This is a genomic window from Bacillus sp. GW823-FHT06A10, assembly GCF_058795375.1.
This window is the reverse complement of record NZ_JBXAHT010000003.1, coordinates 401,125-423,774: the sequence shown is the minus strand read 5'-3', so window position 1 is coordinate 423,774 and position 22,650 is coordinate 401,125. Positions and strand designations below refer to the sequence as shown.

The following is a 22,650-nucleotide window of genomic DNA, read 5'->3' as shown; positions in this document are numbered from 1 at the left end:
ATATGAAAGTCTGTCCACACTGTTTGTAGAAGGGACGGTGGAGGAAATGAAAAAACAAGTTATTGCTTATCTTCTTATATTATTAATTGGTGCACAGTTACTTGTGCAGTTTGGATATATGAAAGCTGATGCGAAAGGGCCTTCAGTTATTCCGAAAGAGGCCGTTCGATTGCGAATTTTAGCAAATAGTGATTCAGATAAAGACCAGGCATTAAAGCGTAAAGTGCGTGATGAAGTAAAAGCACAAATTGATGGATGGGTAGCGGATTTAACTTCATTTGAAGAGGCACGCAAAGTAATTCAAAGTCATATTCCAGAAATCGAGAAAACGGTGGAAAATACGTTAAAAAGAGAAGGAAGTAAAGAATCATTTCAAGTGAAATTTAGTAAGAATGTAAAGTTTCCTACAAAGGTATATGGGAATTTTATTTATCCAGCAGGAGAATATGAAGCAGTATTGATCACAATTGGAGAAGGTGAAGGGGCGAACTGGTGGTGTGTATTATTTCCACCAATGTGTTTCTTAGATTTTTCGAGTGGGACAGCTGTAAGAAAAGAAGAGCACGTTGTGAAGGCGGAATCTCCTGAAGAGGAGCAGGTGAAACAACTAGATGAGGAAGTAGTAAATACAGAAGAGAAGAAAGTGGATAAGGTAAAAGAAACGAAAGTTATAAAACAGGAAGTGGTAAAAAAAGTAACATCTTCTGAAAAGAAAGTAGTAAAAAATGAAACAAAAGTTGAAGAGCAGCCTGTAAGTAAAGAAGAAACAAAAACTGTGGAAAAAGTGGAGAAACCTGTGGAGAAAAAACAAGAAAAGCAAAATGAGTATGTAAAAGTAGAAGAGGAAGAAGAAAAACCAGAAGTTAAATTGTTTATTGTAGAAGCTTTTACATCTTTATTCTCTAAATAGTACTATTGATAAATCCCTCCTCATATATAAAAATGAGGAGGGATTTATTATGAAGAAAGTGTATTTTGCTACGAAAGCAGATGTGGAAAGATTACATTCTTTTTTCGGACAAGCTAATAAAAAAGATGATAAAATAAATGAGTTGTACGCACAATTTATGATTTTGGAAGAGGCGGAAGAAATAAGAGCTGTAATTGGTTATGAACAAAGTGGGGAAGATGTACTTATTCGTTCTTGTTTATTCACACCTCATGTGGATAAACAGACTTTCTTATATTTTTTTGAAACGTTTTTGCAGTATATGAAAGAAAAAAGTGTTCAACAATTGTACTTACTAACAAACCATCCACAATCTGTACCAATCTTTCAGTTCTTTGACTTTTTTACTATAGAAAAGGATGAGGTTCCAGAGGGAATTCAACAGTTAGAACATTTTTGTAAAAATATAAAAGAGCAGAATGCAATAATACTAAATTGTCAGCTATTCACAAAGTTATCCACGGATTAATTAGGTTTATCCACATTTTGTGGATAAACCTTGTTTGTCTTTTGGATAAATCTCATAGTAAACTAAAAATAGACAAGTATTTAAGGGTAGAAAAGGACGTGGAAAAAAATGCATACAAATATGTGGGTTGTGGATAATGTTGTGGAAAGAAAAAAATATTATCCACAGTTACAAGAAGCAGCAAAATTATTAAGAGAAAATGAGGCGGTTGCTTTCCCTACGGAAACAGTCTATGGGTTAGGTGCAAACGCGATGGATGATGAAGCAATCGCAAAAATTTTCGAAGCGAAAGGAAGACCGAGTGATAATCCACTTATTGTCCACATAGGTACAAAATCTCAGTTAGATGGCATTGTGAAAGAAATTCCACCAGTTGCAGAGAAGTTAATGGCGCATTTTTGGCCAGGGCCATTAACAATTATTTTGCCGAGAAAAGAAGGGATTTCAGAGAAGGTGACCGCAGGACTTAATACGGTTGGAGTAAGAATGCCTGATCATCCAATTGCACTTGCTCTTATTGAAGAGGCGAATGTACCTGTTGCGGCACCAAGTGCGAATCGTTCAGGGCGTCCAAGTCCAACACTAGCTTCTCACGTATATGAAGATTTGAATGGGAAGATTGCAGGTATTGTTGATGGTGGTGCAACTGGAGTAGGTGTTGAATCAACAGTAATTGATTGTACAAGCACGGTTCCAACAATATTACGTCCAGGTGGGATTACGAAAGAACAATTAGAAGCGGTGATAGGTACCGTTTCTTTAGATCCAGCTTTAAAGGATGAGAAGGAAAAACCGAAATCACCTGGAATGAAATATACACATTATGCGCCGAAAGCACCACTTAGTATTGTTGAGGGCTCACGTGAGTTTATTCAGCATCTTGTGGATGAGAAAAAGGAAGAAGGATTTAAAGTAGGTGTATTAACGACGGAAGAGTATCAGCATGTATATAACGCAGATGTTATATTGTCTTGTGGTGTTCGAAGTGACTTAGCTAGCGTTGCGACTAAACTATATGATGTACTTAGAACATTTGATGCAAGTGAAGTGGATGTTATTTTTAGTGAGTCGTTCCCTAATGAAGGAATAGGAAATGCTATTATGAATCGTTTAACAAAAGCGGCAGGACATCATATTATTATTGAATGATAAGGTACGATTAGCAAACAGAATATTTCTCCTTGGATAAGCATATTGTGAAGTAGCACGTCCAAGGAGGGGCATGAATGACGTTTGAACAGCTAATACCTTTAATAATTATGGCATTCGCCTTAGGGATGGATGCGTTCTCGGTGAGTCTTGGTATGGGGATGATGCCCCTAAAGTTAAGACAAATCCTGTATATTGGTATGACGATAGGGATATTTCATATTATTATGCCGTTTATAGGGATGGTACTAGGTCGTTTTTTATCAGAGAAGTATGGAGAGATTGCACATTTTGCGGGTGCTATTTTATTAATCGGACTAGGTTTTTATATCGTATATTCGACCATTTTACAAAATGAAGAGACTAGAACTGCCCCTATTGGAATTAGCTTATTCGTATTTGCATTTGGCGTTAGTATAGATAGTTTCTCAGTAGGGCTTAGTCTTGGTATTTATGGGGCACAAACAATCATTACGATATTACTTTTTGGATTTGTTAGCATGTTATTAGCATGGATTGGTCTATTAATTGGTAGACATGCGAAAGATATGCTCGGTACATATGGCGAGATAGTAGGTGGCATCATTTTGGTTGGATTTGGATTATATATCCTTTTTCCTATATAATTTTATGTAGGAGGGAATTATGAACAAGCTATTGGAATGGTATGTTAAGTTTTTAACCTTCTTTCCTCGATGGCTAAGAAGACTTATAATTTGGGGTATTATTTTGCAAATTTCGATGTTAGGTTGGATTAAGTTAATTCGTGAATGGTGAGATAGTTCCTTTCTGTGAATATTTTGTTTGTACTATATTTATTGCACTAAAAATTACAGATATAGAAAGGATGAGATGAATGACGAGATTGAAGCAAGTTTTCGGTATTATTATTAGTTTTTTTGTTTTTTGGTTTAGTATGCTCGGTGTACAAATGTTTGCTGAGTTTTTAGATATTGAGTCATTGAAATTTGTTGCAGGAAAGACTGAGGCGGCGCGTGCCTTTTACTCTCCGTACCCGTTTTTAATTGTTTTTCTTATTACACTGCTTTCCCTATACTTCTTCGTAATGAAGCTAGGGAAACCGAAAAAAGAAAAACTGCCTACTTTAGAGGAAAAGAAGGAAGAATTACAATGATAAAAATCCCCTGCTAAAAAGCAGGGGATTTTTATGTTTGAGTGATGGCAGGAATCGATTCTGAGCGAGCCGCTTCCACTTTTAGATGGGCCTAACTAATTCAAATTGTTCTCCTAATTTTGCATAGTTGTGTCCTGCTAGGCGGCTTATTGGTTTGAGTCCTTCTGCGTGAATGCGCCCTTTTTCATATAGATGTTCGGCAACGTGGAAACGAACGACGCGTCCAATTAGTAGATCACAAGCTGGTGAGTCTTCTGTTCCACCAAGTGGAATTGCACGTTCTAATACGCATTCCATTCGAATATTTGCTTCTTTTACACCTGGAACGGAGATGACTTCACTTTCAATTGGTGTTAGTTTTGCTAGTTCAATTTCACTTTCATTTGGCGGGAGATTAGCTGCTGTTTCATTAATTGCTGCTACATATGATTCGTCAGAAATATGTACGACAAATTCACCTTTTTCAATTGCGTTTCGGGAAGTGTCCTTTCTTTCTCCGGCTTTTCGTTGTACAGATACTGAGATAAGTGGTGGATTAGCAGCGACAATATTAAAATAACTATATGGTGCGCCGTTTAATACACCGTCTTTTGTTAAAGAAGTAACGAATGCGACAGGGCGAGGGATGATACTTCCAGTAAGTAATTTGTAATTATCTTTTTCAGTTTGTTCATTTGGATTAATGGATAACATGCTTGTAATCCCCTTTCTAAATATGAATACTTATTGTTTGTTTACAAGATAACGATGAGAAAATCCTGCTGGAAATAATATTTTGTTTCATAAAAAGAACTTACTTCAATTGTAATGAAGTAAGTTCTTTTTCAAGAATCTCAAATCTGAGATAAAAATTAAAGTAAAACGTATGCGCCAGGTCCGATTAAAGCTACACCAACAGCAACAGCGATTAACATTAAGTTATATTCATATCCATTTTGTGTTACCCAGTAACCATTTTTTCCGTGAACAGTGAAGATAGCCATTAACATTGTTCCAACGATAAATAATGAACCAACTACAATGAAAATACCTGATGCGAATAAGAAACCACCTAGTAATTCAGTTGCGCCAGCCATAAATGCCATAAATACACCAGGGCGTAAACCGATTGACTCCATCCAGCCACCTGTTCCTTTTAAACCGTAACCGCCGAACCAACCAAATAATTTTTGAGCGCCATGACCCATGAATGTAATTCCTATAATAAGACGAATAATAAGTAGACCGAAATCCATCATTTTTAAAAACCTCCTAAAAGTTATTAACTTACCTTACGTAAGTAATAATAAAATAGTTACTTACTTTAGTCAAGTGGATTTTGAAAAAAGTTTGAATTAAATTTTACAAATTAACAACAAAAAATAAAATGTAGTAAAGACCTCTAGACAAGTTGGGCAAAAAAAGAGAAAATATAAATAGAAGTTAACTTCTTATTGTTATTCAGACAATCAGAATTGACTGGAATTTTGTGAAGCGCTACAATAAGAGTCTATTAGTAATGACGTAATTTATTTCGAAAGCGTTTTTACAGTATAATATTCGAAGTATGAAGTCTTACATGTATCCCGAGCTTTACTAGGGATTGCCCTATAAACTTTTAGGTAAATTATAAGGAGGACTATCCTATGTTTAAAAAATTATTCGGTCTTGGTTCAAAAACAAATGAAGAAACAATCGTAGCTCCATTAACTGGAGCAGTGAAAAATATTGAAGAAGTACCAGATCCAGTATTCGCTGGTCGTATGATGGGTGACGGTGTTGCAATCGATCCTACTGAAGGTGTAGTTGTATCTCCAGTTGATGGTGAAATCGTACAATTATTCCACACAAAACATGCTATCGGAATTAAAGCGAAAAATGGCACAGAAATTTTAATCCACGTTGGATTAGAAACTGTAAAAATGGAAGGCGAAGGTTTCGAAGCTCACGTTTCTGAAGGCCAAGCTGTAAAAGCTGGAGATAAATTAATCTCATTCGACTTAGAATTAATCCGTGAAAAAGCGAAAAGCACAATTACTCCAATCGTTATTACAAACACAGATGCAGCTGAGTCTATTAAGACAACTGTAGGCGTAACAGCTACAAAAGGTTCAACAGAAGTAATGAAAGTTACAATGAAATAATTGCTGTATAAGAGGAATCCGTTTCGTATGAAATGGATTCCTTATTTTTGTTGCATATTCAGTAGGTATGTTAAAATACTCTGGGCACTTGGAAATAGGGTTTCACATATATGTGGATAAGGCGCATTTTTCTTAGAAAAAATATAAGAGAAATGCGCCTTTTGTATATTCACATTTCTTTTGTTCTATTCTAATGTAAGTTATGATGAGTGGTAAGAAATCGAATATAGGGGTGGGTTTGGATGAAACGAGTATTATTTGTTTGTACTGGCAATACATGTCGTAGTCCAATGGCTGAGGCGTTGCTTCGTCATCACGGAGGAGATAGGTTTGAAGTACAATCTGCCGGTGTTTTCGCCTATCCTGGGAGCGATGCATCGGTACATGCGAAGGAAGCTTTAGCTGAAAAAGGGATTTCAATTGACCATACCGCGCAGCAAGTAAACGAAACTTTGCTTGATTGGGCTGATATTGTCGTAACGATGACAGAAAATCATAAACAAATTGTACTTGGGCATTATCCGAGTGTTGAAAAGAGATTGAATACGTTATATGGATTAACTGAAGGTATAGGCAAGGACATTTCAGATCCATTTGGAGGCTCGCTTTCTATTTATAAAGAAACGTTAGATGAGATGGAAAAACTTGTACAAACTTTACTGAAAAAACATTCGGTAGGTTGATGTTTCGTGTATAATACGATATTGGAGATCACTTCGTCCTATTGAGGTAGCGAGTGTGAAATGAAGATAATTGATTGAAACTTTGGAGGGGTAAAAATGAAAGTAGTAATAGCATCTGATCACGGCGGTATGAATATCCGCAAAGAACTTGTAAATTTATTAGAAGAGTTAAATATTGAATATGTTGATTTAGGTTGTGAATGTGAAGCTGGTTCTGTTGATTACCCTGACTTTGCGTTTCCAGCAGCTGAAATGGTAGCGAATGGTGAAGTGGATCGTGGTATTTTAGTTTGTGGGACAGGCATTGGTATGTCAATCGCAGCAAACAAAGTAAATGGTATCCGTTGTGCGTTAGTTCATGATACTTTCAGCGCGAAAGCAACGAGAGAGCATAATGACACTAACATGCTAGCAATGGGCGAGCGTGTAATTGGTGCTGGTCTAGCGCGTGATATCGCAAAAATCTGGTTAACAACTGACTATGAAGGTGGTCGTCACGAAAACCGCGTAGGAAAAATTAAAACATACGAAACAAAGTAATACATTCTAACTATCAGTAGTGTGAAATATAATTTGGTGAACCAACCTGTGAAAGGAAGAGGCGTAATGACAGAAATCGTAAAGGTAAGAGAACAGCTACAAATGTCGCTTTCTGATTTCCAAGAACAAGCTTCATTACAAAGCGGTCAAATTTTTGTAGTGGGTTGTAGCACGAGTGAAGTGCTAGGCGAAAGAATTGGAACATCAGGAACGATGGAAGTAGCAGAGGCGATTTTTTCTGAGTTAAAACAATTTCAAGAGCAAACAGGTATTGAATTAGCGTTTCAATGTTGTGAGCATTTAAACCGTGCTTTAGTGGTTGAGAGAGAAGTAGCGATAAAATATCAATTTGAAATTGTAACAGTTACGCCTGTTAGATCAGCAGGTGGTGCATTGGGGACATATGCGTATCACAATTTGAAAGATCCGGTAGTAGTTGAGTTTATTAAAGCAGATGCAGGAATGGATATTGGTGATACGTTTATTGGTATGCATTTAAAACATGTAGCTGTTCCGGTTCGTACAAGTGTGAAGGCAATTGGAAGTGCACATGTAACGATGGCCAAAACACGTGGAAAACTAATAGGTGGAGCACGTGCTGTTTACGCGGTGGCGGAAGAGACTACCACTTGCAGTTAAATATGAGAAATTAGGAAGTCATATAGTAGCTGTTTATCATAAGATAAAAGGTATGTTGTCTGACTTTATAGTAGAAGAAAGAAAAGACCGATTTTCGGTCTTTTTTTTCTTTTATGATATAGAAAGTCATGTTAGAATGTAGTTGAAAACATGAAGGTTCGAAAGAATTACAACCTGAATTTTCGTTTTTTCTGAATAAATAAGAAAAAACTGTTGGGAATTGATGTAATTCGTTCAGAAAAGGGGGATTTTGGTGGATCATTTAAAACGTCAAGATGAAAAGGTATTTGCTGCAATTGAGGCAGAACTAGGAAGACAGCGTTCGAAGATTGAGTTAATTGCTTCGGAAAACTTCGTAAGTGAAGCAGTAATGGAGGCGCAAGGTTCTGTTTTAACGAATAAGTATGCTGAAGGATATCCTGGAAAACGTTATTATGGTGGCTGTGAACACGTAGACGTAGTAGAAGATATCGCACGTGATCGCGTGAAAGAAATTTTCGGCGCAGAGCACGTAAATGTTCAACCACACTCTGGTGCACAAGCGAACATGGCAGTATACTTCACGATTTTAGAGCAAGGCGATACAGTACTTGGTATGAATTTATCTCATGGTGGTCACTTAACACACGGAAGCCCTGTTAACTTCAGTGGAGTACAATATAATTTCGTAGAATATGGCGTGGATGCTGACTCTCACCGTATTAATTACGATGATGTATTAGCAAAAGCGAAAGAACATAAACCAAAATTAATCGTTGCAGGTGCAAGTGCATACCCTCGTGTTATCGATTTCAAGCGATTCCGTGAGATTGCAGATGAAGTGGGCGCTTATTTAATGGTTGATATGGCACATATCGCTGGTTTAGTAGCTGCTGGTTTACATCCAAATCCAGTACCACATGCACATTTCGTTACAACGACAACACATAAAACGTTACGTGGCCCGCGTGGTGGTATGATTTTATGTGAAGAGCAATTTGCAAAACAAATTGATAAATCAATCTTCCCTGGTATTCAAGGTGGTCCACTTATGCACGTAATCGCTGCAAAAGCTGTTGCGTTTGGTGAAGCACTTCAAGATGATTTCAAAACATATGCACAAAATATCATTAACAATGCGAACCGCTTAGCTGAAGGTCTTCAAAAAGAAGGACTTACACTTGTTTCTGGCGGAACAGACAATCACTTAATCTTGATTGATGTTCGTAACTTAGAAATCACAGGTAAAGTAGCAGAGCACGTATTAGATGAAGTTGGTATTACAGTGAACAAAAATACAATTCCATTTGAAACAGCAAGCCCATTTGTAACAAGTGGTGTACGTATCGGTACAGCAGCTGTAACATCTCGTGGTTTCGGTTTAGAAGAAATGGATGAAATTGCGTCACTTATTGCTTATACATTAAAAAATCATGAAAATGAAGCTGCATTAGAAGAAGTACGTAAGCGTGTAGAAGCGTTAACTAGCAAATTCCCAATGTATCCAAATCTATAATAGATTGAAGAAGACTGCCGAGACTTAATTGTTTTGGCGGTCTTTTTTGTGGACATATATTATTTTTAAAGTATGTATACAAATGATGAATAAATTTTGGCGATATAATGAAGGATACAGCTCCCATAATTGGTAAAGATACTAGATAGATTCATCGTAAAATCATGATTTTGCCAAATTTGCCCTTGAATATTAGTAGCGTTTTCTTTACAATCGTAAATAGTGTAAAAAAGCGTGCAAACGCATGAATATCATCTAAAGGAGAGATTCACATGGGAAAACTGTATGTATTTGATCACCCGTTAATTCAACATAAGATTACATATATTCGCGATAAGAATACAGGTACGAAAGATTTTCGTGAATTAGTGGACGAAGTAGCAAGCTTAATGGCTTTCGAAATTACTCGCGACCTTCCGCTTAAGGACATCGAAATTGAAACGCCTGTAAGCAAAGCGACAACAAAAGTGATCGCTGGTAAAAAACTTGGTTTAATTCCGATTTTACGTGCAGGTTTAGGAATGGTTGATGGAATTCTGAAATTAATTCCAGCAGCAAAAGTAGGACACGTTGGTTTATACCGTGACCCTAAAACATTGCAACCGGTAGAATACTATGTGAAACTTCCAACGGATGTAGAAGAGCGCGACTTTATCGTACTAGATCCGATGCTAGCAACAGGTGGTTCTGCGGCTGAAGCAATTAACTCTCTGAAAAAGCGCGGTGCGAAACAAATTAAATTAATGTGTATCGTTGCAGCTCCAGAAGGGGTAAAAGTAGTACAAGAAGAACATCCTGATGTTGATATTTATGTAGCAGCATTAGATGAGAAATTAAATGACCACGGATATGTAGTACCAGGTCTTGGTGATGCTGGTGACCGTTTATTCGGAACGAAGTAAGACAACTGACGAGCAGGGGAGATTCCCCTGCTCGTTTTTTTTTGCTGCAAACAAGTAGGGGAGGGGGAGGATAAATATACATCGTATATACAACATAAGTTGCATACACATCACATATAATATAGAAGTCTTACGTCTGAGGAACACTATATTATGGAAGAAAAGCGTTATATCTCGAAAATATAATAGTGACAAACTTGTGAACATTTCCTTCTATTATAAAGAGAAAACTGTTAGAAATTGCATATATGTAACCAGTATTTAGAAGGGGAACGTTTTCATTTTTGGGAGGAAATGCCTAATACTCAAATTTTTAGATTTTTTACGATTTCTCGTTGACACTGTTAATACCCTATTGTATGCTAACAACGGGGATAGATGGTAGGGCTTTCAGTGACAAAATTACATCTATTCCGTGACGAAAATGTAAACTTTTTGTTTTGTATAGGATTTATGCAAAAAAATGAGTTATTATTAACACATCGTGAATGAGGGTTACATATTGGAGGGATGAATCCTTGCAAAAAAACGATCGCAGCCATATAAAAGCATATGCTTTAATGTCAGGAATTCTTGCTCAGTTAGTCGGTTCTATACTTGTTGGAATCTTTGGTGGGCAGTGGATTGATAATAAGGTTGGAACGTTTCCATTGTTTCTTATTATAGGGTTATTACTCGGGTTAGGAACAGGGGTATACGCAATGATTCGACTCATTCGACATTACTATTCGGGAGAGCAATGATGATAGACGTACATGGACTTGTCCAAAGACAAAAGAAATATATGTACTACTTGCTTGCGCTTCTAGTGCTAGGATGGGGATTTACCTCTTACAAGGATGTATTTCTTGGGCTGATTATCGGAACGATTTTCAGTTTTCTTAGTTTGCGCATCATTGCACGTAGAACAGACAAGCTGTTAGATCGCGTAACAAATGGAGAAAACGTGAAGTTTAAGGCGACAGCTGTAAGTACATATTCAAGATTCGCCACGATTGGGTTATTAATTTTATTTGCAGCCAAATATCAAGAGTTAATTGCGATGTGGGGCTTAGGTGTAGGATTGCTGACAGGATACCTTGTCATGATCATAGATTTTCTTTATTTAGAGTATAAGAGCAGGGAAGAGAGGTGAATTACTAGTGGAACACGGTAAATTAGTTGAATTTCTAGGTTTAACGTTCGATTTGTCATCAGTTATGATGGTTACTGTAGCAGCAGTTATTGTTTTCTTAATCGCTGTTATCGGAACTCGCAGCTTAGCCCTTCGCCCAACCGGGATGCAAAACTTCATGGAATGGGTGTTTGACTTCGTGAAAGGGATTATCAATAGTACGATGGACTGGAAAACAGGTGGACGTTTCTTAACGCTTGGCGTTACGCTTATCATGTTTATCATCGTATCGAACTTCCTTGGTTTACCATTCATGTATTCAGCAACTGAAGCTGGCGAACATATTGCATGGTGGAGGTCACCAACGTCTGATCCAGCAGTTACATTAACATTAGCCGTGATGGTAGTTACCCTCACCCATTATTATGGAATTAAGATGAAGGGTACGAAAGAGTATGTTAAAGGTTATTTCCAACCTATGAAATTCTTATTCCCATTAAAGGTTATTGAGGAGTTTGCTAACACATTAACGTTAGGTCTTCGTTTATTCGGTAACATTTATGCAGGTGAGATCTTATTAGGATTACTTGCTAAGTTAGGCGGGGCATCATTCCTTGGAGCATTAGGTGCGCTTGTACCAATGTTAGCATGGATGGGATTCAGTGTATTCGTTGGATCAATCCAAGCATTTATTTTCGTTATGTTAACGATGGTTTATATGGCTCATAAAGTAAGTCATGACCATTAATATAATTTAAGTAAGAAAAAATTTATTTTTTTATAATACAAAGGAGGACAAATTAAATGAGTTTAGGTGTAATCGCAGCTGCAATTGCAATTGGTTTATCAGCATTAGGTGCAGGTATTGGTAACGGTCTTATCGTATCACGTACAATCGAAGGTGTTGCTCGTCAACCAGAATTAAAAGGCGCACTTCAAACAATTATGTTCATCGGGGTTGCTTTAGTTGAGGCACTTCCAATCATCGGTGTAGTTATTGCATTCATCGTAATGAACAAATAAGGGAGACTCCCCTTACATAGATGGCGAAGAGTGTTTTTCCGAACTTTCTTCGCCATTGCTTTATGAACGAAACGTATGTCTTTTTTTTTCATATGATCAATTTAGATATTTTGAAGGGAGTGAATCCTTGTGCCAACTTTATTATTAGGAGCTGCCATTCCATTTGGAACGATTGCTTATACATTGTTCATTTTCTTAATTCTATTAGTAATGCTACGCAAATTTGCGTGGGGTCCTTTAATGGGAATTATGAAAGAACGTGAAGAGCATGTTACTAATGAAATCGACGCTGCAGAAAGAAGTAACGCTGAAGCGAAGAAGTTAGTAGAAGAACAACGTGAAATGTTAAAACAATCACGTGTTGAAGCACAAGAGTTAATCGAAAGAGCGAAAAAACAAGCTGTAGATCAAAAGGATGTTATTGTTGCTGCTGCGAAAGAAGAAGCAGAATCAATTAAAGCATCTGCTGTACAAGAAATTCAACGCGAAAAAGAGCAAGCGATTGCTGCTTTACAAGAACAAGTCGCTTCTTTATCTGTTCAAATTGCTTCTAAAGTAATTGAAAAAGAATTAAAAGAAGAAGATCAAGTTAAGTTAATTCGCGATTATATTAAAGAAGTAGGAGAAGCGCGATGAGCAATGGGATTGTAGCAAAACGTTATGCTGTCGCTCTTTTTAAAATTGCAAAAGAAAAACACGTATTAGAAATGTTTGAAGAAGAATTACGCCTTGTACAAAACGTTTATGTAAAGAACGGAGAACTACATAGCTTTTTAACGCAACCGAACATTTCAAAAGAGCAGAAGAAAACGTTTCTTGCAAACGTATTCGGATCTGTTTCTGAATCAATTTTAAATACGTTATATATTTTAATTGATAACAAGCGTATTGATATCTTACCTGAAATTGCAGATGAATATGTTGTTCTTGCTAATGAAGAACGTAACGTAGCGGATGCAACTGTATATTCTATTCGTCTTCTATCTGAAGAAGAGAAGCTTAACATTGCAGAAGCATTTGCAAAGAGAACGGGAAAAGATGCAATTCGCGTGAAAAATGTTGTAGATGAAGATTTACTAGGCGGAATTAAAGTACGCATTGGAAATCGCATTTATGACGGAAGTTTACAAGGAAAATTAGCACGTATTCAGCGTGAATTAATGAAGAATAGATAGGGGTGAAGCACATGAGCATCAGAGCTGAAGAAATTAGCGCACTGATAAAGCAACAAATCGAGAACTATCAGTCTGAAATCGAAGTTAGTGATGTTGGTACAGTTATCCAAGTTGGTGACGGTATCGCGCGTGCTCATGGTCTTGATAACGTTATGGCTGGTGAACTTGTAGAGTTCTCTAACGGCGTTATGGGACTAGCACAAAACTTAGAGGAAAACAACGTAGGTATTATCATTTTAGGACCTTACACAGAAATCCGTGAAGGTGACGAAGTTCGTCGTACTGGTCGCATCATGCAAGTACCAGTAGGAAAAGAACTAATTGGTCGTGTTGTAAACCCATTAGGTCAACCAGTTGATGGTTTAGGCCCAATCAATACAACAAACACTCGTCCAATCGAAAGTCCAGCACCAGGTGTAATGGATCGTAAATCTGTTCATGAGCCACTTCAAACAGGTATTAAAGCGATCGACGCTCTTGTACCAATTGGCCGTGGTCAACGTGAGTTAATCATCGGTGACCGTCAAACTGGTAAAACGGCAGTTGCACTTGATACAATCATTAACCAAAAAGATGAAGATATGATTTGTATCTATGTAGCTATCGGACAAAAAGAATCAACTGTACGTAACGTAGTAGAAACACTACGTAAGCACGGTGCATTAGAGTACACAATCGTTGTAACTGCATCTGCTTCTCAACCAGCTCCATTATTATACTTAGCTCCTTATGCTGGTGTAACAATGGGTGAAGAGTTCATGTACAATGGTAAACACGTATTAGTAGTATATGATGACTTATCAAAACAAGCAGCGGCTTACCGTGAGCTGTCATTACTATTACGTCGTCCTCCAGGTCGTGAAGCTTATCCAGGGGATGTATTCTACTTACATTCTCGCTTATTAGAGCGTGCAGCAAAATTAAGTGATGCAAGAGGCGGCGGTTCTTTAACTGCACTACCTTTCATCGAAACACAAGCAGGGGACGTATCAGCATACATCCCAACAAACGTAATTTCTATTACGGATGGACAAATCTTCTTACAATCTGACCTATTCTTCTCTGGCGTACGTCCAGCGATCGATGCGGGTACTTCTGTATCTCGTGTAGGTGGATCTGCTCAGATTAAAGCAATGAGTAAAGTATCAGGTACACTTCGTCTTGACCTTGCATCTTACCGTGAGTTAGAAGCGTTCGCTCAGTTCGGTTCTGACCTTGATAAAGCAACTCAAGCGAAATTAAACCGTGGTGCTCGTACTGTTGAGGTATTAAAACAAGGATTACACAAACCGTTACGTGTAGAGAAACAAGTTATCATTCTTTACGCTTTAACACGTGGATTCCTAGATGATATCCCAGTAGTAGATATCACTCGTTTCGAAGAAGAATTCCATGCTTGGTTAGATTCTAATGCGACTGACTTATTAGAAGAAATCCGCACAACTAAGAAACTTGCGGATGACGACAAATTTGCAGCAGCAATTAACGGATTTAAAAAAGTATTCGTAGCTTCTGAATAATAATAAAAGTGAAGCCGACTGTTCAGCCTCATCGGCTAAGAGGCGGAACTAGATTAATAAAAGCGGAAGCGGCTCGTACAAGCCGCCGACGCTAGATAATATATAAGGCATCTCAGACTCTGAGATTGCTGACGGTTATGTAAAGGAAAAGAGTAGGTGCACCTATTCTTTTCCTTCAATCATGAGCAAGAATATCTTGCAACGTAGATTAGGAAGAGGATTCTTACTAATCGTGCCAACTTCCGGAAAAAAGGTGGTGAAAACCTGTGGCATCTTTACGCGATATAAAAGCGAAGATTACCTCGACAAAGAAAACGAGTCAAATTACGAAGGCGATGGAGATGGTATCTGCATCTAAGTTAAACCGTGCAGAGCAAAATGCTAAATCTTTCGTTCCGTATATGGAAAAGATTCAAGAAGTAGTAGCGAGCATTGCGCAAGGAAGTAAAGGAATTAATCATCCAATGCTAAATGCGCGTCCTGTAAAGCGTACAGGATACATCGTTATTACATCTGATCGCGGACTAGCAGGTGGTTATAACAGTAACGTATTACGTACAGTAAGTAACGTAATTCGTGAACGTCATAATATGGATTCAAATCAATATTCAATTATTGTACTTGGACGACTAGGACGTGATTATTTAAAACGTCGCGGCTTTAACATCATTGATGAAGTAGTTGGATTATCTGACCACCCATCATTTACTGATATTAAAGATCTTGCTTCTCGAGCAATTGCGATGTTCGCAGATGGTGCTTATGATGAGCTGTATATTTACTACAACCATTACGTAAGTAAAATTTCACAAGAAGTAACGGAAAATAAAATTTTACCGCTTACTGATGTGGCGTCTGACAAACCGACGACAGCTTATGAATTTGAACCTTCTGAAGAAGAAATTTTAAAAGTATTATTGCCACAATACGCAGAAAGCTTAGTGTACGGTGCATTACTAGATGGTAAAGCAAGTGAGCACGCAGCGCGTATGACAGCAATGAAGAGTGCTACAGACAACGCAATGGAAGTTATCGATTCACTTACACTTTCATTCAACCGTGCGCGTCAGGCAGCGATTACGCAAGAAATTACGGAAATCGTTGGTGGAGCAGCAGCGTTAGAATAGTAATAAAAAGTGGAAGCGGCTCGTCCAGAACAGGAGGGCATTGGAGCTCCTGACGAAGAGGCGTAGTTTGCCTCACAGGAAGGCGCGAAATGACCGACTGTTCTAGCCGCTAGAACTAGATTCAATAAAAAGTGGAAGCGGCTCTTTCAAAAGAGTCGCGTAAGCTAAACTAATAAAAAATTAAAAGCCGACTTCGCTTAGAAAGCTGGCTAATTAAAAGAAAGCTAGGAGGGAACCCGATGAATAAAGGGCGCGTTACGCAAATCATGGGTCCGGTTGTAGACGTTAAGTTTGATGGCGGAAAGCTACCAGAAATCTACAACGCCCTTACGGTAAAACAAAGCAACGAAAACGGAAGCATGAACTTAACATTTGAAGTTGCACTTCATTTAGGTGATGATACAGTTCGTACAGTTGCGATGTCTTCCACAGATGGACTTGTTCGTGGCACAGAAGTAGAAGATACTGGTAAAGCAATCTCTGTACCAGTTGGTGATGCAACACTTGGTCGTGTATTCAACGTATTAGGTGATGCAATTGACTTAGATGGTGAACTTCCTGCGGATGTACACCGTGATCCAATTCACCGTCAAGCACCTGCATTCGAAGAATTATCTACTAAAGTAGAAATTCTTGAAACTGGTATTAAAGTAGTAGACTTACTTGCTCCTTACATTAAGGGTGGTAAGATCGGCCTATTCGGTGGTGCCGGCGTAGGTAAAACAGTATTAATTCAGGAATTAATTAACAACATCGCACAAGAGCACGGTGGTATCTCTGTATTCGCTGGTGTAGGTGAGCGTACTCGTGAGGGTAATGACTTATACCATGAAATGAGCGATTCTGGCGTAATCAAGAAAACTGCGATGGTATTCGGACAAATGAATGAGCCACCTGGAGCACGTCAACGTGTTGCATTAACAGGTTTAACAATGGCTGAGCATTTCCGTGATGAGCAAGGACAAGACGTACTTCTGTTCATCGATAACATCTTCCGTTTCACGCAAGCTGGTTCTGAAGTATCTGCCCTTCTTGGTCGTATGCCATCTGCGGTAGGTTACCAACCAACACTTGCAACAGAAATGGGTCAATTACAAGAGCGTATTACATCTACAAATAAAGGGTCTATCACGTCTATCCAAGCGGTATATGTACCAGCCGATGACTATACTGACCCAGCACCAGCTACAACATTCGCTCACTTAGATGCAACAACAAACTTAGAGCGTCGTTTAACACAAATGGGTATTTACCCAGCCGTAGATCCATTAGCATCTACATCTCGTGCACTTTCTCCAGAAATCGTAGGAGAAGAGCATTATGAAGTAGCACGTCAAGTGCAGCAAACTTTACAACGTTACAAAGAACTTCAAGATATCATCGCTATCTTAGGTATGGATGAGTTATCTGAAGAAGATAAGTTAGTTGTACATCGTGCTCGTCGTATTCAATTCTTCTTATCTCAAAACTTCCACGTAGCTGAGCAGTTTACAGGTCAAAAAGGTTCTTACGTACCTGTAAAAAATACAGTTAGTGGCTTCAAAGAAATTCTAGAAGGAAAATATGATGACCTTCCAGAAGATGCATTCCGCCTTGTTGGTAGTATTGAAGAAGTTATTGAGAACGCGAAGAAAATGATGGCGTAAGGCCTTAGGAGGGACGAAGTATGAAGACATTTCCAGTCAGTATTGTAACTCCTGATGGACCGGTTTACGAAAAAGAAGTAGAAATGGTAAGTGTAAAAGCAGAGAGTGGGGAAATGGGGATCTTACCAGGTCACATTCCAACTGTTGCACCATTAAAAATTAGTGCAGTTCGTCTGAAAAATGGTGGACACACTGATTATGTAGCAGTAAGCGGTGGCTTTATCGAAGTTCGTCCAGATAAAGTAACTGTATTATCATCATCTGCTGAAGAAGCAAACCATATCGATATCCATCGTGCAAATGAAGCGAAGCGTCGCGCTGAGCAACGTATGCAAGACAAACAAGCACATGTTGACTTTAGACGTGCAGAAATGGCATTACAACGTGCTGTGAACCGTTTAAATGTTTCTGATATGAAGTAAAAAAATCCGTAAGGGCCTTGCCTTTACGGATTTTTTATTTGTTTTATGGATAATTTTACAAAACTGGTATAATTATATTGATGCTTGTATAAGTAGAGGTGTACAGCAATTTATATTTTATGAAGGGGATGAATCAATGATCGGTGAAATGAAACGAGAAGCATTGTACTCTTTAAAGGGGAAATGGGGACTAGGTGTTGGATCAACGATTTTATATTTTATTTTAAGTTATGTCGTTTCGATGGCTGCAATGCTTATATTATTAATTCCAGGAATTATTATATTTCTTTTAGTTGTAAGTGTGACTGGATCATTTGAAGCGGAAACGATGTCAATTGGAGCGGGTATTACCTTTGGAATTTTTTATTGCATTATGATAATTTTGAGTAACGCATCGTATGGGATTACGTCATATGGTTATACAAATGTATTTTTACAGATTAGTAAACGAGAAGATGCTAAAGTAGATTACTTATTCGAAGGATTTCGTGGCTTTAAAAGAATGATGAAAACAATGTGGGCAATGCTTGCGATTTTGTTATATACAGGTACATGGATTCCGATGTTGTTAACAGGTTTATTCATATTCTTAGGTGAAGAAGGAAATCTGTCGTTTACAATAGCTTTCTTCGTACTATTAGCAATTTCAATTGTTGGTATGATTGTGATGTATTTTTCTTATGCACTGACGTACTATGTGATGATTGAAAATCCAGAATATAGTGTTTCGCAGGCGATGAAGGAAAGTAAGAATCTTATGAGGGGTCATAAGTTAGATTTGTTTCTTTTATGGCTGAGCTTCATAGGCTGGGTTGTTTTAGCGCTTCTTACTTTTGGAATAGGATTTCTTTGGCTTAGTCCGTATATGAGTACAACGACAGCACACTTTTATCGCTACATTTCAAAAGGTGAATTTCAATAGGAACATGCTATACTAATAGAATTATTGTGTATAGGAGGCGAGGCTACGCATGATTAGTGATCTAAAAGGAGAAGCACTAGATTCATTAGAAGGGAAATGGGGATTAGCTGTTGGGGCTACACTGCTCATTTCAATTCTTATCACAGCTTTTAGTTTTAGTGTTGATTGGGGATTTTCTTTAATTTTCGGTTGGCAAAAAACAAATGGTTCAATTTCAACGAATATTCTGACATTTTTTGTTACTGGACCGTTAACTTTAGGTGGATATTACCTTGGTTTAAATATCCTTCGTGAAAATCAAGCTAGTATCGGTAATGTATTCATTTGGTTTTCAGAGGGAAAGAGATTTCTAAAATCATTTTTATTATATTTATTAGTAAATCTTTATCTTTTCTTATGGACGTTATTGTTCGTTATTCCAGGTATTATTAAATCATTTTCTTATGCGATGACATACTTTATTATAAATGATCATCCTGAGTATTCACTGAACCAAGCTATTACAGAAAGTCGTCGTATGATGGATGGACATAAGATGGAGTATTTCATTTTATGTTTAAGTTTTATCGGTTGGTTTATATTAAGTTGTATAACGTTAGGGATTGGATTCTTATGGTTAATTCCATATTTCTACACAACATCTGCGGCTTTTTACGAAGAGATCGCAGAAGAATATTATGAGAAAAATATTTAGCACTATAAAACCCCCATTATGAATTATTTGTTCATACTGGGGGTTTTTTGTAGAAACTTTATAAATTGATTGCTAGTAAGTGGTTTACTGAAATAGTAACCTTGCATATATTTACATTTATGTTTTTGCAGAAACTTAAGCTGTTTTTCGGTTTCAATTCCTTCGGCAACGACTGAAAGATTTAAAGTATTTGCGAGGGAAAGGATTGTAGAAACGATGGCTCGTTCTTCAGGACGATGATCAGCTAATTGTGTAAATTCTCTCGGTACTTTTAATGTGTCGATTGGAAAAATTGATAAATAAGCAAGAGAAGAATACCCAGTACCGAAGTCATCAATGGAAGTTTGGATACCGTATTCTTTTAATTGCTTCAGTCTCAATAACGTTTCTTTCTCGTCAATCATTGCAATTCTTTCTGTTAACTCGAGGGTTACATATTTTGGATCGACTTGCACGTCGTTTAATATTTGTGAAATGTTTTCGATTAATTGATCTTGCCGGAACTCTTTTGCAGATAAATTAACACTTATTTTTAAATTTTGGTAGCCAAAGGTATGCCATATTTTTAATTGGAGACAAGCTTCTTGTAATACCCAATGTCCAAGTGGGACTACTTGTGGCGTCTCTTCTACAATTGGAATAAACTCACATGGTGAAATGTCACCTAATAGCGGGTGTTTCCACCGTATTAAAGCTTCAGCACCGATAATTTTATTTGTTGTCGTATCGATTTGTGGTTGATAAACGAGATAAAATTCTTTGTTTACTAAAGCGATTGGCAAATCTTTTTCGATTCGAGCTTTTCGTTCCATTTTTTTATATAGTTCTTTCGTGTAAAGAGAGCTACCGTTTTTTCCTTTATTCTTTGCTTCGTACATGGCCATATCAGCATGCTGCAAAATGGATAGCGGATCTTCACCTGCTTCAGGATATATTGCAATTCCGATACTTGGTGAGATTTGTAAATGTTGATTTTCGATTTCAAATGGCTCATTCATGGCCGCTACAATCATATCAGCCATTTTTTGGACATCTGGCTTTTTTTTGTAATTTTCGATAAGGATCGTGAACTCATCCCCAGCTAGCCGTGCGAGTTTCATATTTGATGTTGATATTCTTTCGAGTCTTTTTGCTACTGCGATAAGCAATAGGTCTCCTACTCGATGACCGAGGGTATCATTAATAACTTTAAAACGGTCTAGGTCGAGAAACATAACAGCAAAAGACTTTTTCGATACTTTTGCTCGTGCAATTGCCTGTTCTAAATGTTGATGAAATGCACGACGATTTGCAAGCTCTGTTAAAGTATCATGGTATGCTAGGAAATTAATTTGTTCTTGTTGTTGTTTGCTTTCCGTAATATCTTTAATCATTAAATAAACCCCAGAAATTTTCTCTTTTAAAAAGATCGGTACGGCGGTAACGTGCAAGTAGTAAATATCTCTGTTTTTATGGTACGCCCGTATTTCTAAAGAGATAGAATATCCCTTTTTTACACGATGAAAGGCGTTAATCATTTCTTCTAAATCTTCTTCGTATATGAGTGAATAGTAAGGCTGATTTAATAATTCATTCGTTTGATAACCAAGTAAAGTAGTACCAGCGTTATTTACTTTGAGAAAATTACCGTACAAATCTAATGTGAAGATTGGATCTGGATGATGCTCGTATAAAGATTTAAACATTTGTTGATTATGATAGAGTTCATTTTTCTGTTCTACTAAATCTTCTGTACGTAGTTTAATTTGTTTCTCGAGTTCTGAATTGAATTGCATTTGAGCAAGCAATAATATTTTATTTTGTTTTCGAACTAAACTATGACGCATGAGAACGAAAGAGAAAGTTATTATAAGTCCGATTACTATAATAGGCGCAAAAACGTATTCGACTAATATAAAAACAATAAGCATTACTACCGAAATATACGGTAATGATAATCGGATTGATTCACCAATTTTAGGTGTTAGTAGTACTTGTTCTTGTTTTTCAGATTCTTTTGTATGGAGAATACAGGAAATTGCTACTAGTACTAAGGTTACTTGATAGAAAGGAGTAACTGTAAACATAGAATACTCTGGTATGAAGTATTTTATATAAGCATAAATCGCATCGGTAGTAGCATATAAAATTAAAGCACTGCCAAGAAGCGCACCAACCTTTTTAGGTAATAAGGATAGTGGTTTGAATAAAAGATTGATTCCTATTAAGAGAAAGAGTAAATCAGCCATTGGATAGGTAAGTTGAACAAATATGTCGATATAGGATGTTGTAAAGATGTGAATGGTTCGTTCAATAAGTAAGTAGTAACTTAAAGTAAATTGAGCTGTAACGATAATACAAATATCACATAGCATAAAAAGTTTTTCTAATAAATCTCGGTTGTAAATGATTTCGTATAGAAAGGCAAAGGCAAAACTAACTAAAAAAAGTAAGTAAAAAAAGTCAGATGGATCAACGAACGTATAGAAGTCCTTTACAATTAAACGCTGATAGGCAACGACTATATCACCGATAAAATAAGAGAGAGCTCCAACAGATAATATGATCCAAAATAAACGAGGTAGCCCTTCTTTCATGTTTGAAAAGTAAAGTATATAACTACAAGCGATAATATCAATTAATAGGGTACTCATTCCGATTAATAGCTGAAAAGGAAATGAGTAATCATATAAAAAAGGCATCGCTACGTAGTGAATCGTTATAGACAGTAATGCAATGATTATAAGAATACTTACATGTGTTTGTTTTTTCATTTATATCACCTACGGTTTCTTGAAAAGCATATATAAGTTTTATATTTATTTTGCACAATTATAGCAAGTTGTAAAGATAGATTTTAATAATTCTTGTTTCTGTCTCCCAACATATCGACATAGGAATTTGAAGTTTGCTATAATGATTAGAATAGTTGCATTATTTAGAA

Annotated in this window: 28 protein-coding genes; 25 read left to right on the top strand and 3 right to left on the bottom strand. The window is 37.1% G+C overall.

The annotated features are described in order from the left end of the window. Positions 1 to 46: 46 nt before the first annotated feature. The 6 genes from spoIIR (at position 47) to AC1Q8M_RS22940 (ending at position 3,702) form a co-directional block, all read left to right on the top strand. Positions 47 to 910 (top strand): stage II sporulation protein R, encoded by an 864-nt coding sequence (gene spoIIR, locus AC1Q8M_RS22965; RefSeq protein WP_043924870.1) that lies wholly within the window; start codon positions 47 to 49, stop codon positions 908 to 910. 49 nt (positions 911 to 959) lie between these two features. Next, the gene (locus tag AC1Q8M_RS22960) at positions 960 to 1,418 is read left to right on the top strand and encodes a GNAT family N-acetyltransferase (protein ID WP_097877280.1); all 459 of its coding nucleotides are present in this window, start codon (positions 960 to 962) and stop codon (positions 1,416 to 1,418) included. A gap of 108 nt (positions 1,419 to 1,526) precedes the next feature. Continuing rightward, positions 1,527 to 2,567, top strand: a complete 1,041-nt coding sequence (locus tag AC1Q8M_RS22955; RefSeq protein WP_098360947.1) for an L-threonylcarbamoyladenylate synthase — start codon at positions 1,527 to 1,529, stop codon at positions 2,565 to 2,567. Positions 2,568 to 2,644: 77 nt separating this feature from the next. Then, positions 2,645 to 3,193, top strand: coding sequence for a manganese efflux pump MntP (locus AC1Q8M_RS22950; protein ID WP_000142477.1), 549 nt, complete (start codon positions 2,645 to 2,647; stop codon positions 3,191 to 3,193). Positions 3,194 to 3,212: 19 nt separating this feature from the next. Continuing rightward, complete coding sequence (locus tag AC1Q8M_RS22945) at positions 3,213 to 3,344, top strand: hypothetical protein (protein ID WP_001037634.1); 132 nt, start codon at positions 3,213 to 3,215, stop codon at positions 3,342 to 3,344. 79 nt (positions 3,345 to 3,423) lie between these two features. Then, positions 3,424 to 3,702: a DUF3935 domain-containing protein gene (locus tag AC1Q8M_RS22940; RefSeq protein ID WP_000197475.1), complete on the top strand. Its 279-nt coding sequence runs from the start codon at positions 3,424 to 3,426 to the stop codon at positions 3,700 to 3,702. 81 nt (positions 3,703 to 3,783) lie between these two features. Here AC1Q8M_RS22940 and AC1Q8M_RS22935 read toward each other — a convergent pair whose 3' ends face one another. After that, positions 3,784 to 4,395, bottom strand: coding sequence for a flavin reductase family protein (locus tag AC1Q8M_RS22935; protein WP_000949045.1), 612 nt, complete (start codon positions 4,393 to 4,395; stop codon positions 3,784 to 3,786). Positions 4,396 to 4,553: 158 nt separating this feature from the next. After that, positions 4,554 to 4,940: a DoxX family protein gene (locus AC1Q8M_RS22930; RefSeq protein WP_000968616.1), complete on the bottom strand. Its 387-nt coding sequence runs from the start codon at positions 4,938 to 4,940 to the stop codon at positions 4,554 to 4,556. A 387-nt stretch (positions 4,941 to 5,327) separates the two neighbouring features. Here AC1Q8M_RS22930 and AC1Q8M_RS22925 point away from each other — a divergent pair, with 387 nt between their 5' ends. The 19 genes from AC1Q8M_RS22925 to AC1Q8M_RS22835 all read left to right on the top strand — a co-directional run bounded on the left by AC1Q8M_RS22925 (position 5,328) and on the right by AC1Q8M_RS22835 (position 19,727). Further along, entirely contained in the window at positions 5,328 to 5,825 is a 498-nt protein-coding gene (locus AC1Q8M_RS22925) for a PTS sugar transporter subunit IIA (protein ID WP_000473666.1), read from the top strand. Positions 5,826 to 6,067: 242 nt separating this feature from the next. Continuing rightward, positions 6,068 to 6,508 (top strand): low molecular weight protein arginine phosphatase, encoded by a 441-nt coding sequence (locus AC1Q8M_RS22920; RefSeq protein ID WP_098855725.1) that lies wholly within the window; start codon positions 6,068 to 6,070, stop codon positions 6,506 to 6,508. 96 nt (positions 6,509 to 6,604) lie between these two features. After that, positions 6,605 to 7,048 (top strand): ribose 5-phosphate isomerase B, encoded by a 444-nt coding sequence (gene rpiB, locus AC1Q8M_RS22915; protein WP_000869539.1) that lies wholly within the window; start codon positions 6,605 to 6,607, stop codon positions 7,046 to 7,048. 66 nt (positions 7,049 to 7,114) lie between these two features. After that, entirely contained in the window at positions 7,115 to 7,687 is a 573-nt protein-coding gene (locus tag AC1Q8M_RS22910; RefSeq protein WP_000136377.1) for a TIGR01440 family protein, read from the top strand. A gap of 253 nt (positions 7,688 to 7,940) precedes the next feature. Next, positions 7,941 to 9,182, top strand: coding sequence for a serine hydroxymethyltransferase (gene glyA / locus AC1Q8M_RS22905; protein ID WP_000349806.1), 1,242 nt, complete (start codon positions 7,941 to 7,943; stop codon positions 9,180 to 9,182). 272 nt (positions 9,183 to 9,454) lie between these two features. After that, entirely contained in the window at positions 9,455 to 10,084 is a 630-nt protein-coding gene (upp, locus tag AC1Q8M_RS22900) for a uracil phosphoribosyltransferase (RefSeq protein WP_000517539.1), read from the top strand. A gap of 378 nt (positions 10,085 to 10,462) precedes the next feature. Further along, a complete protein-coding gene (locus tag AC1Q8M_RS22895) occupies positions 10,463 to 10,576 on the top strand; it encodes a DUF4024 domain-containing protein (protein ID WP_000232962.1) in 114 nt (37 codons plus the stop codon). Positions 10,577 to 10,602: 26 nt separating this feature from the next. Next, complete coding sequence (locus AC1Q8M_RS22890) at positions 10,603 to 10,827, top strand: AtpZ/AtpI family protein (RefSeq protein WP_001171223.1); 225 nt, start codon at positions 10,603 to 10,605, stop codon at positions 10,825 to 10,827. Further along, entirely contained in the window at positions 10,827 to 11,219 is a 393-nt protein-coding gene (locus tag AC1Q8M_RS22885) for an ATP synthase subunit I (RefSeq protein ID WP_000567600.1), read from the top strand. Before AC1Q8M_RS22890 ends, AC1Q8M_RS22885 begins: the two co-directional genes overlap by 1 nt. A gap of 7 nt (positions 11,220 to 11,226) precedes the next feature. Next, the gene (gene atpB, locus AC1Q8M_RS22880; protein WP_000399870.1) at positions 11,227 to 11,946 is read left to right on the top strand and encodes a F0F1 ATP synthase subunit A; all 720 of its coding nucleotides are present in this window, start codon (positions 11,227 to 11,229) and stop codon (positions 11,944 to 11,946) included. A 56-nt stretch (positions 11,947 to 12,002) separates the two neighbouring features. Beyond that, positions 12,003 to 12,221 carry a F0F1 ATP synthase subunit C gene (atpE, locus tag AC1Q8M_RS22875; protein ID WP_000052064.1) on the top strand — a complete coding sequence of 73 codons (219 nt, stop codon included), beginning with the start codon at positions 12,003 to 12,005 and terminating at the stop codon, positions 12,219 to 12,221. A gap of 129 nt (positions 12,222 to 12,350) precedes the next feature. Beyond that, positions 12,351 to 12,857: a F0F1 ATP synthase subunit B gene (gene atpF / locus AC1Q8M_RS22870; RefSeq protein WP_001142615.1), complete on the top strand. Its 507-nt coding sequence runs from the start codon at positions 12,351 to 12,353 to the stop codon at positions 12,855 to 12,857. Then, entirely contained in the window at positions 12,854 to 13,396 is a 543-nt protein-coding gene (gene atpH, locus AC1Q8M_RS22865) for a F0F1 ATP synthase subunit delta (protein ID WP_000064682.1), read from the top strand. Before atpF ends, atpH begins: the two co-directional genes overlap by 4 nt. 11 nt (positions 13,397 to 13,407) lie before the next feature. Next, positions 13,408 to 14,916, top strand: coding sequence for a F0F1 ATP synthase subunit alpha (gene atpA, locus AC1Q8M_RS22860; protein ID WP_000027521.1), 1,509 nt, complete (start codon positions 13,408 to 13,410; stop codon positions 14,914 to 14,916). 266 nt (positions 14,917 to 15,182) lie between these two features. Further along, positions 15,183 to 16,043 carry a F0F1 ATP synthase subunit gamma gene (gene atpG / locus AC1Q8M_RS22855; protein WP_000157703.1) on the top strand — a complete coding sequence of 287 codons (861 nt, stop codon included), beginning with the start codon at positions 15,183 to 15,185 and terminating at the stop codon, positions 16,041 to 16,043. 239 nt (positions 16,044 to 16,282) lie between these two features. Further along, positions 16,283 to 17,689, top strand: coding sequence for a F0F1 ATP synthase subunit beta (atpD, locus tag AC1Q8M_RS22850; RefSeq protein ID WP_001032596.1), 1,407 nt, complete (start codon positions 16,283 to 16,285; stop codon positions 17,687 to 17,689). Between the two features lie 20 nt (positions 17,690 to 17,709). Beyond that, a complete protein-coding gene (gene atpC, locus AC1Q8M_RS22845; protein ID WP_000847215.1) occupies positions 17,710 to 18,111 on the top strand; it encodes a F0F1 ATP synthase subunit epsilon in 402 nt (133 codons plus the stop codon). Positions 18,112 to 18,247: 136 nt separating this feature from the next. After that, complete coding sequence (locus AC1Q8M_RS22840; RefSeq protein WP_000578826.1) at positions 18,248 to 19,033, top strand: DUF975 family protein; 786 nt, start codon at positions 18,248 to 18,250, stop codon at positions 19,031 to 19,033. Between the two features lie 49 nt (positions 19,034 to 19,082). Beyond that, positions 19,083 to 19,727, top strand: coding sequence for a DUF975 family protein (locus tag AC1Q8M_RS22835; protein ID WP_098365866.1), 645 nt, complete (start codon positions 19,083 to 19,085; stop codon positions 19,725 to 19,727). A gap of 23 nt (positions 19,728 to 19,750) precedes the next feature. Here the strand turns inward: AC1Q8M_RS22835 and AC1Q8M_RS22830 are convergent, their stop codons facing one another. Continuing rightward, positions 19,751 to 22,480 carry a putative bifunctional diguanylate cyclase/phosphodiesterase gene (locus AC1Q8M_RS22830; RefSeq protein WP_098855723.1) on the bottom strand — a complete coding sequence of 910 codons (2,730 nt, stop codon included), beginning with the start codon at positions 22,478 to 22,480 and terminating at the stop codon, positions 19,751 to 19,753. Positions 22,481 to 22,650: the final 170 nt, after the last annotated feature.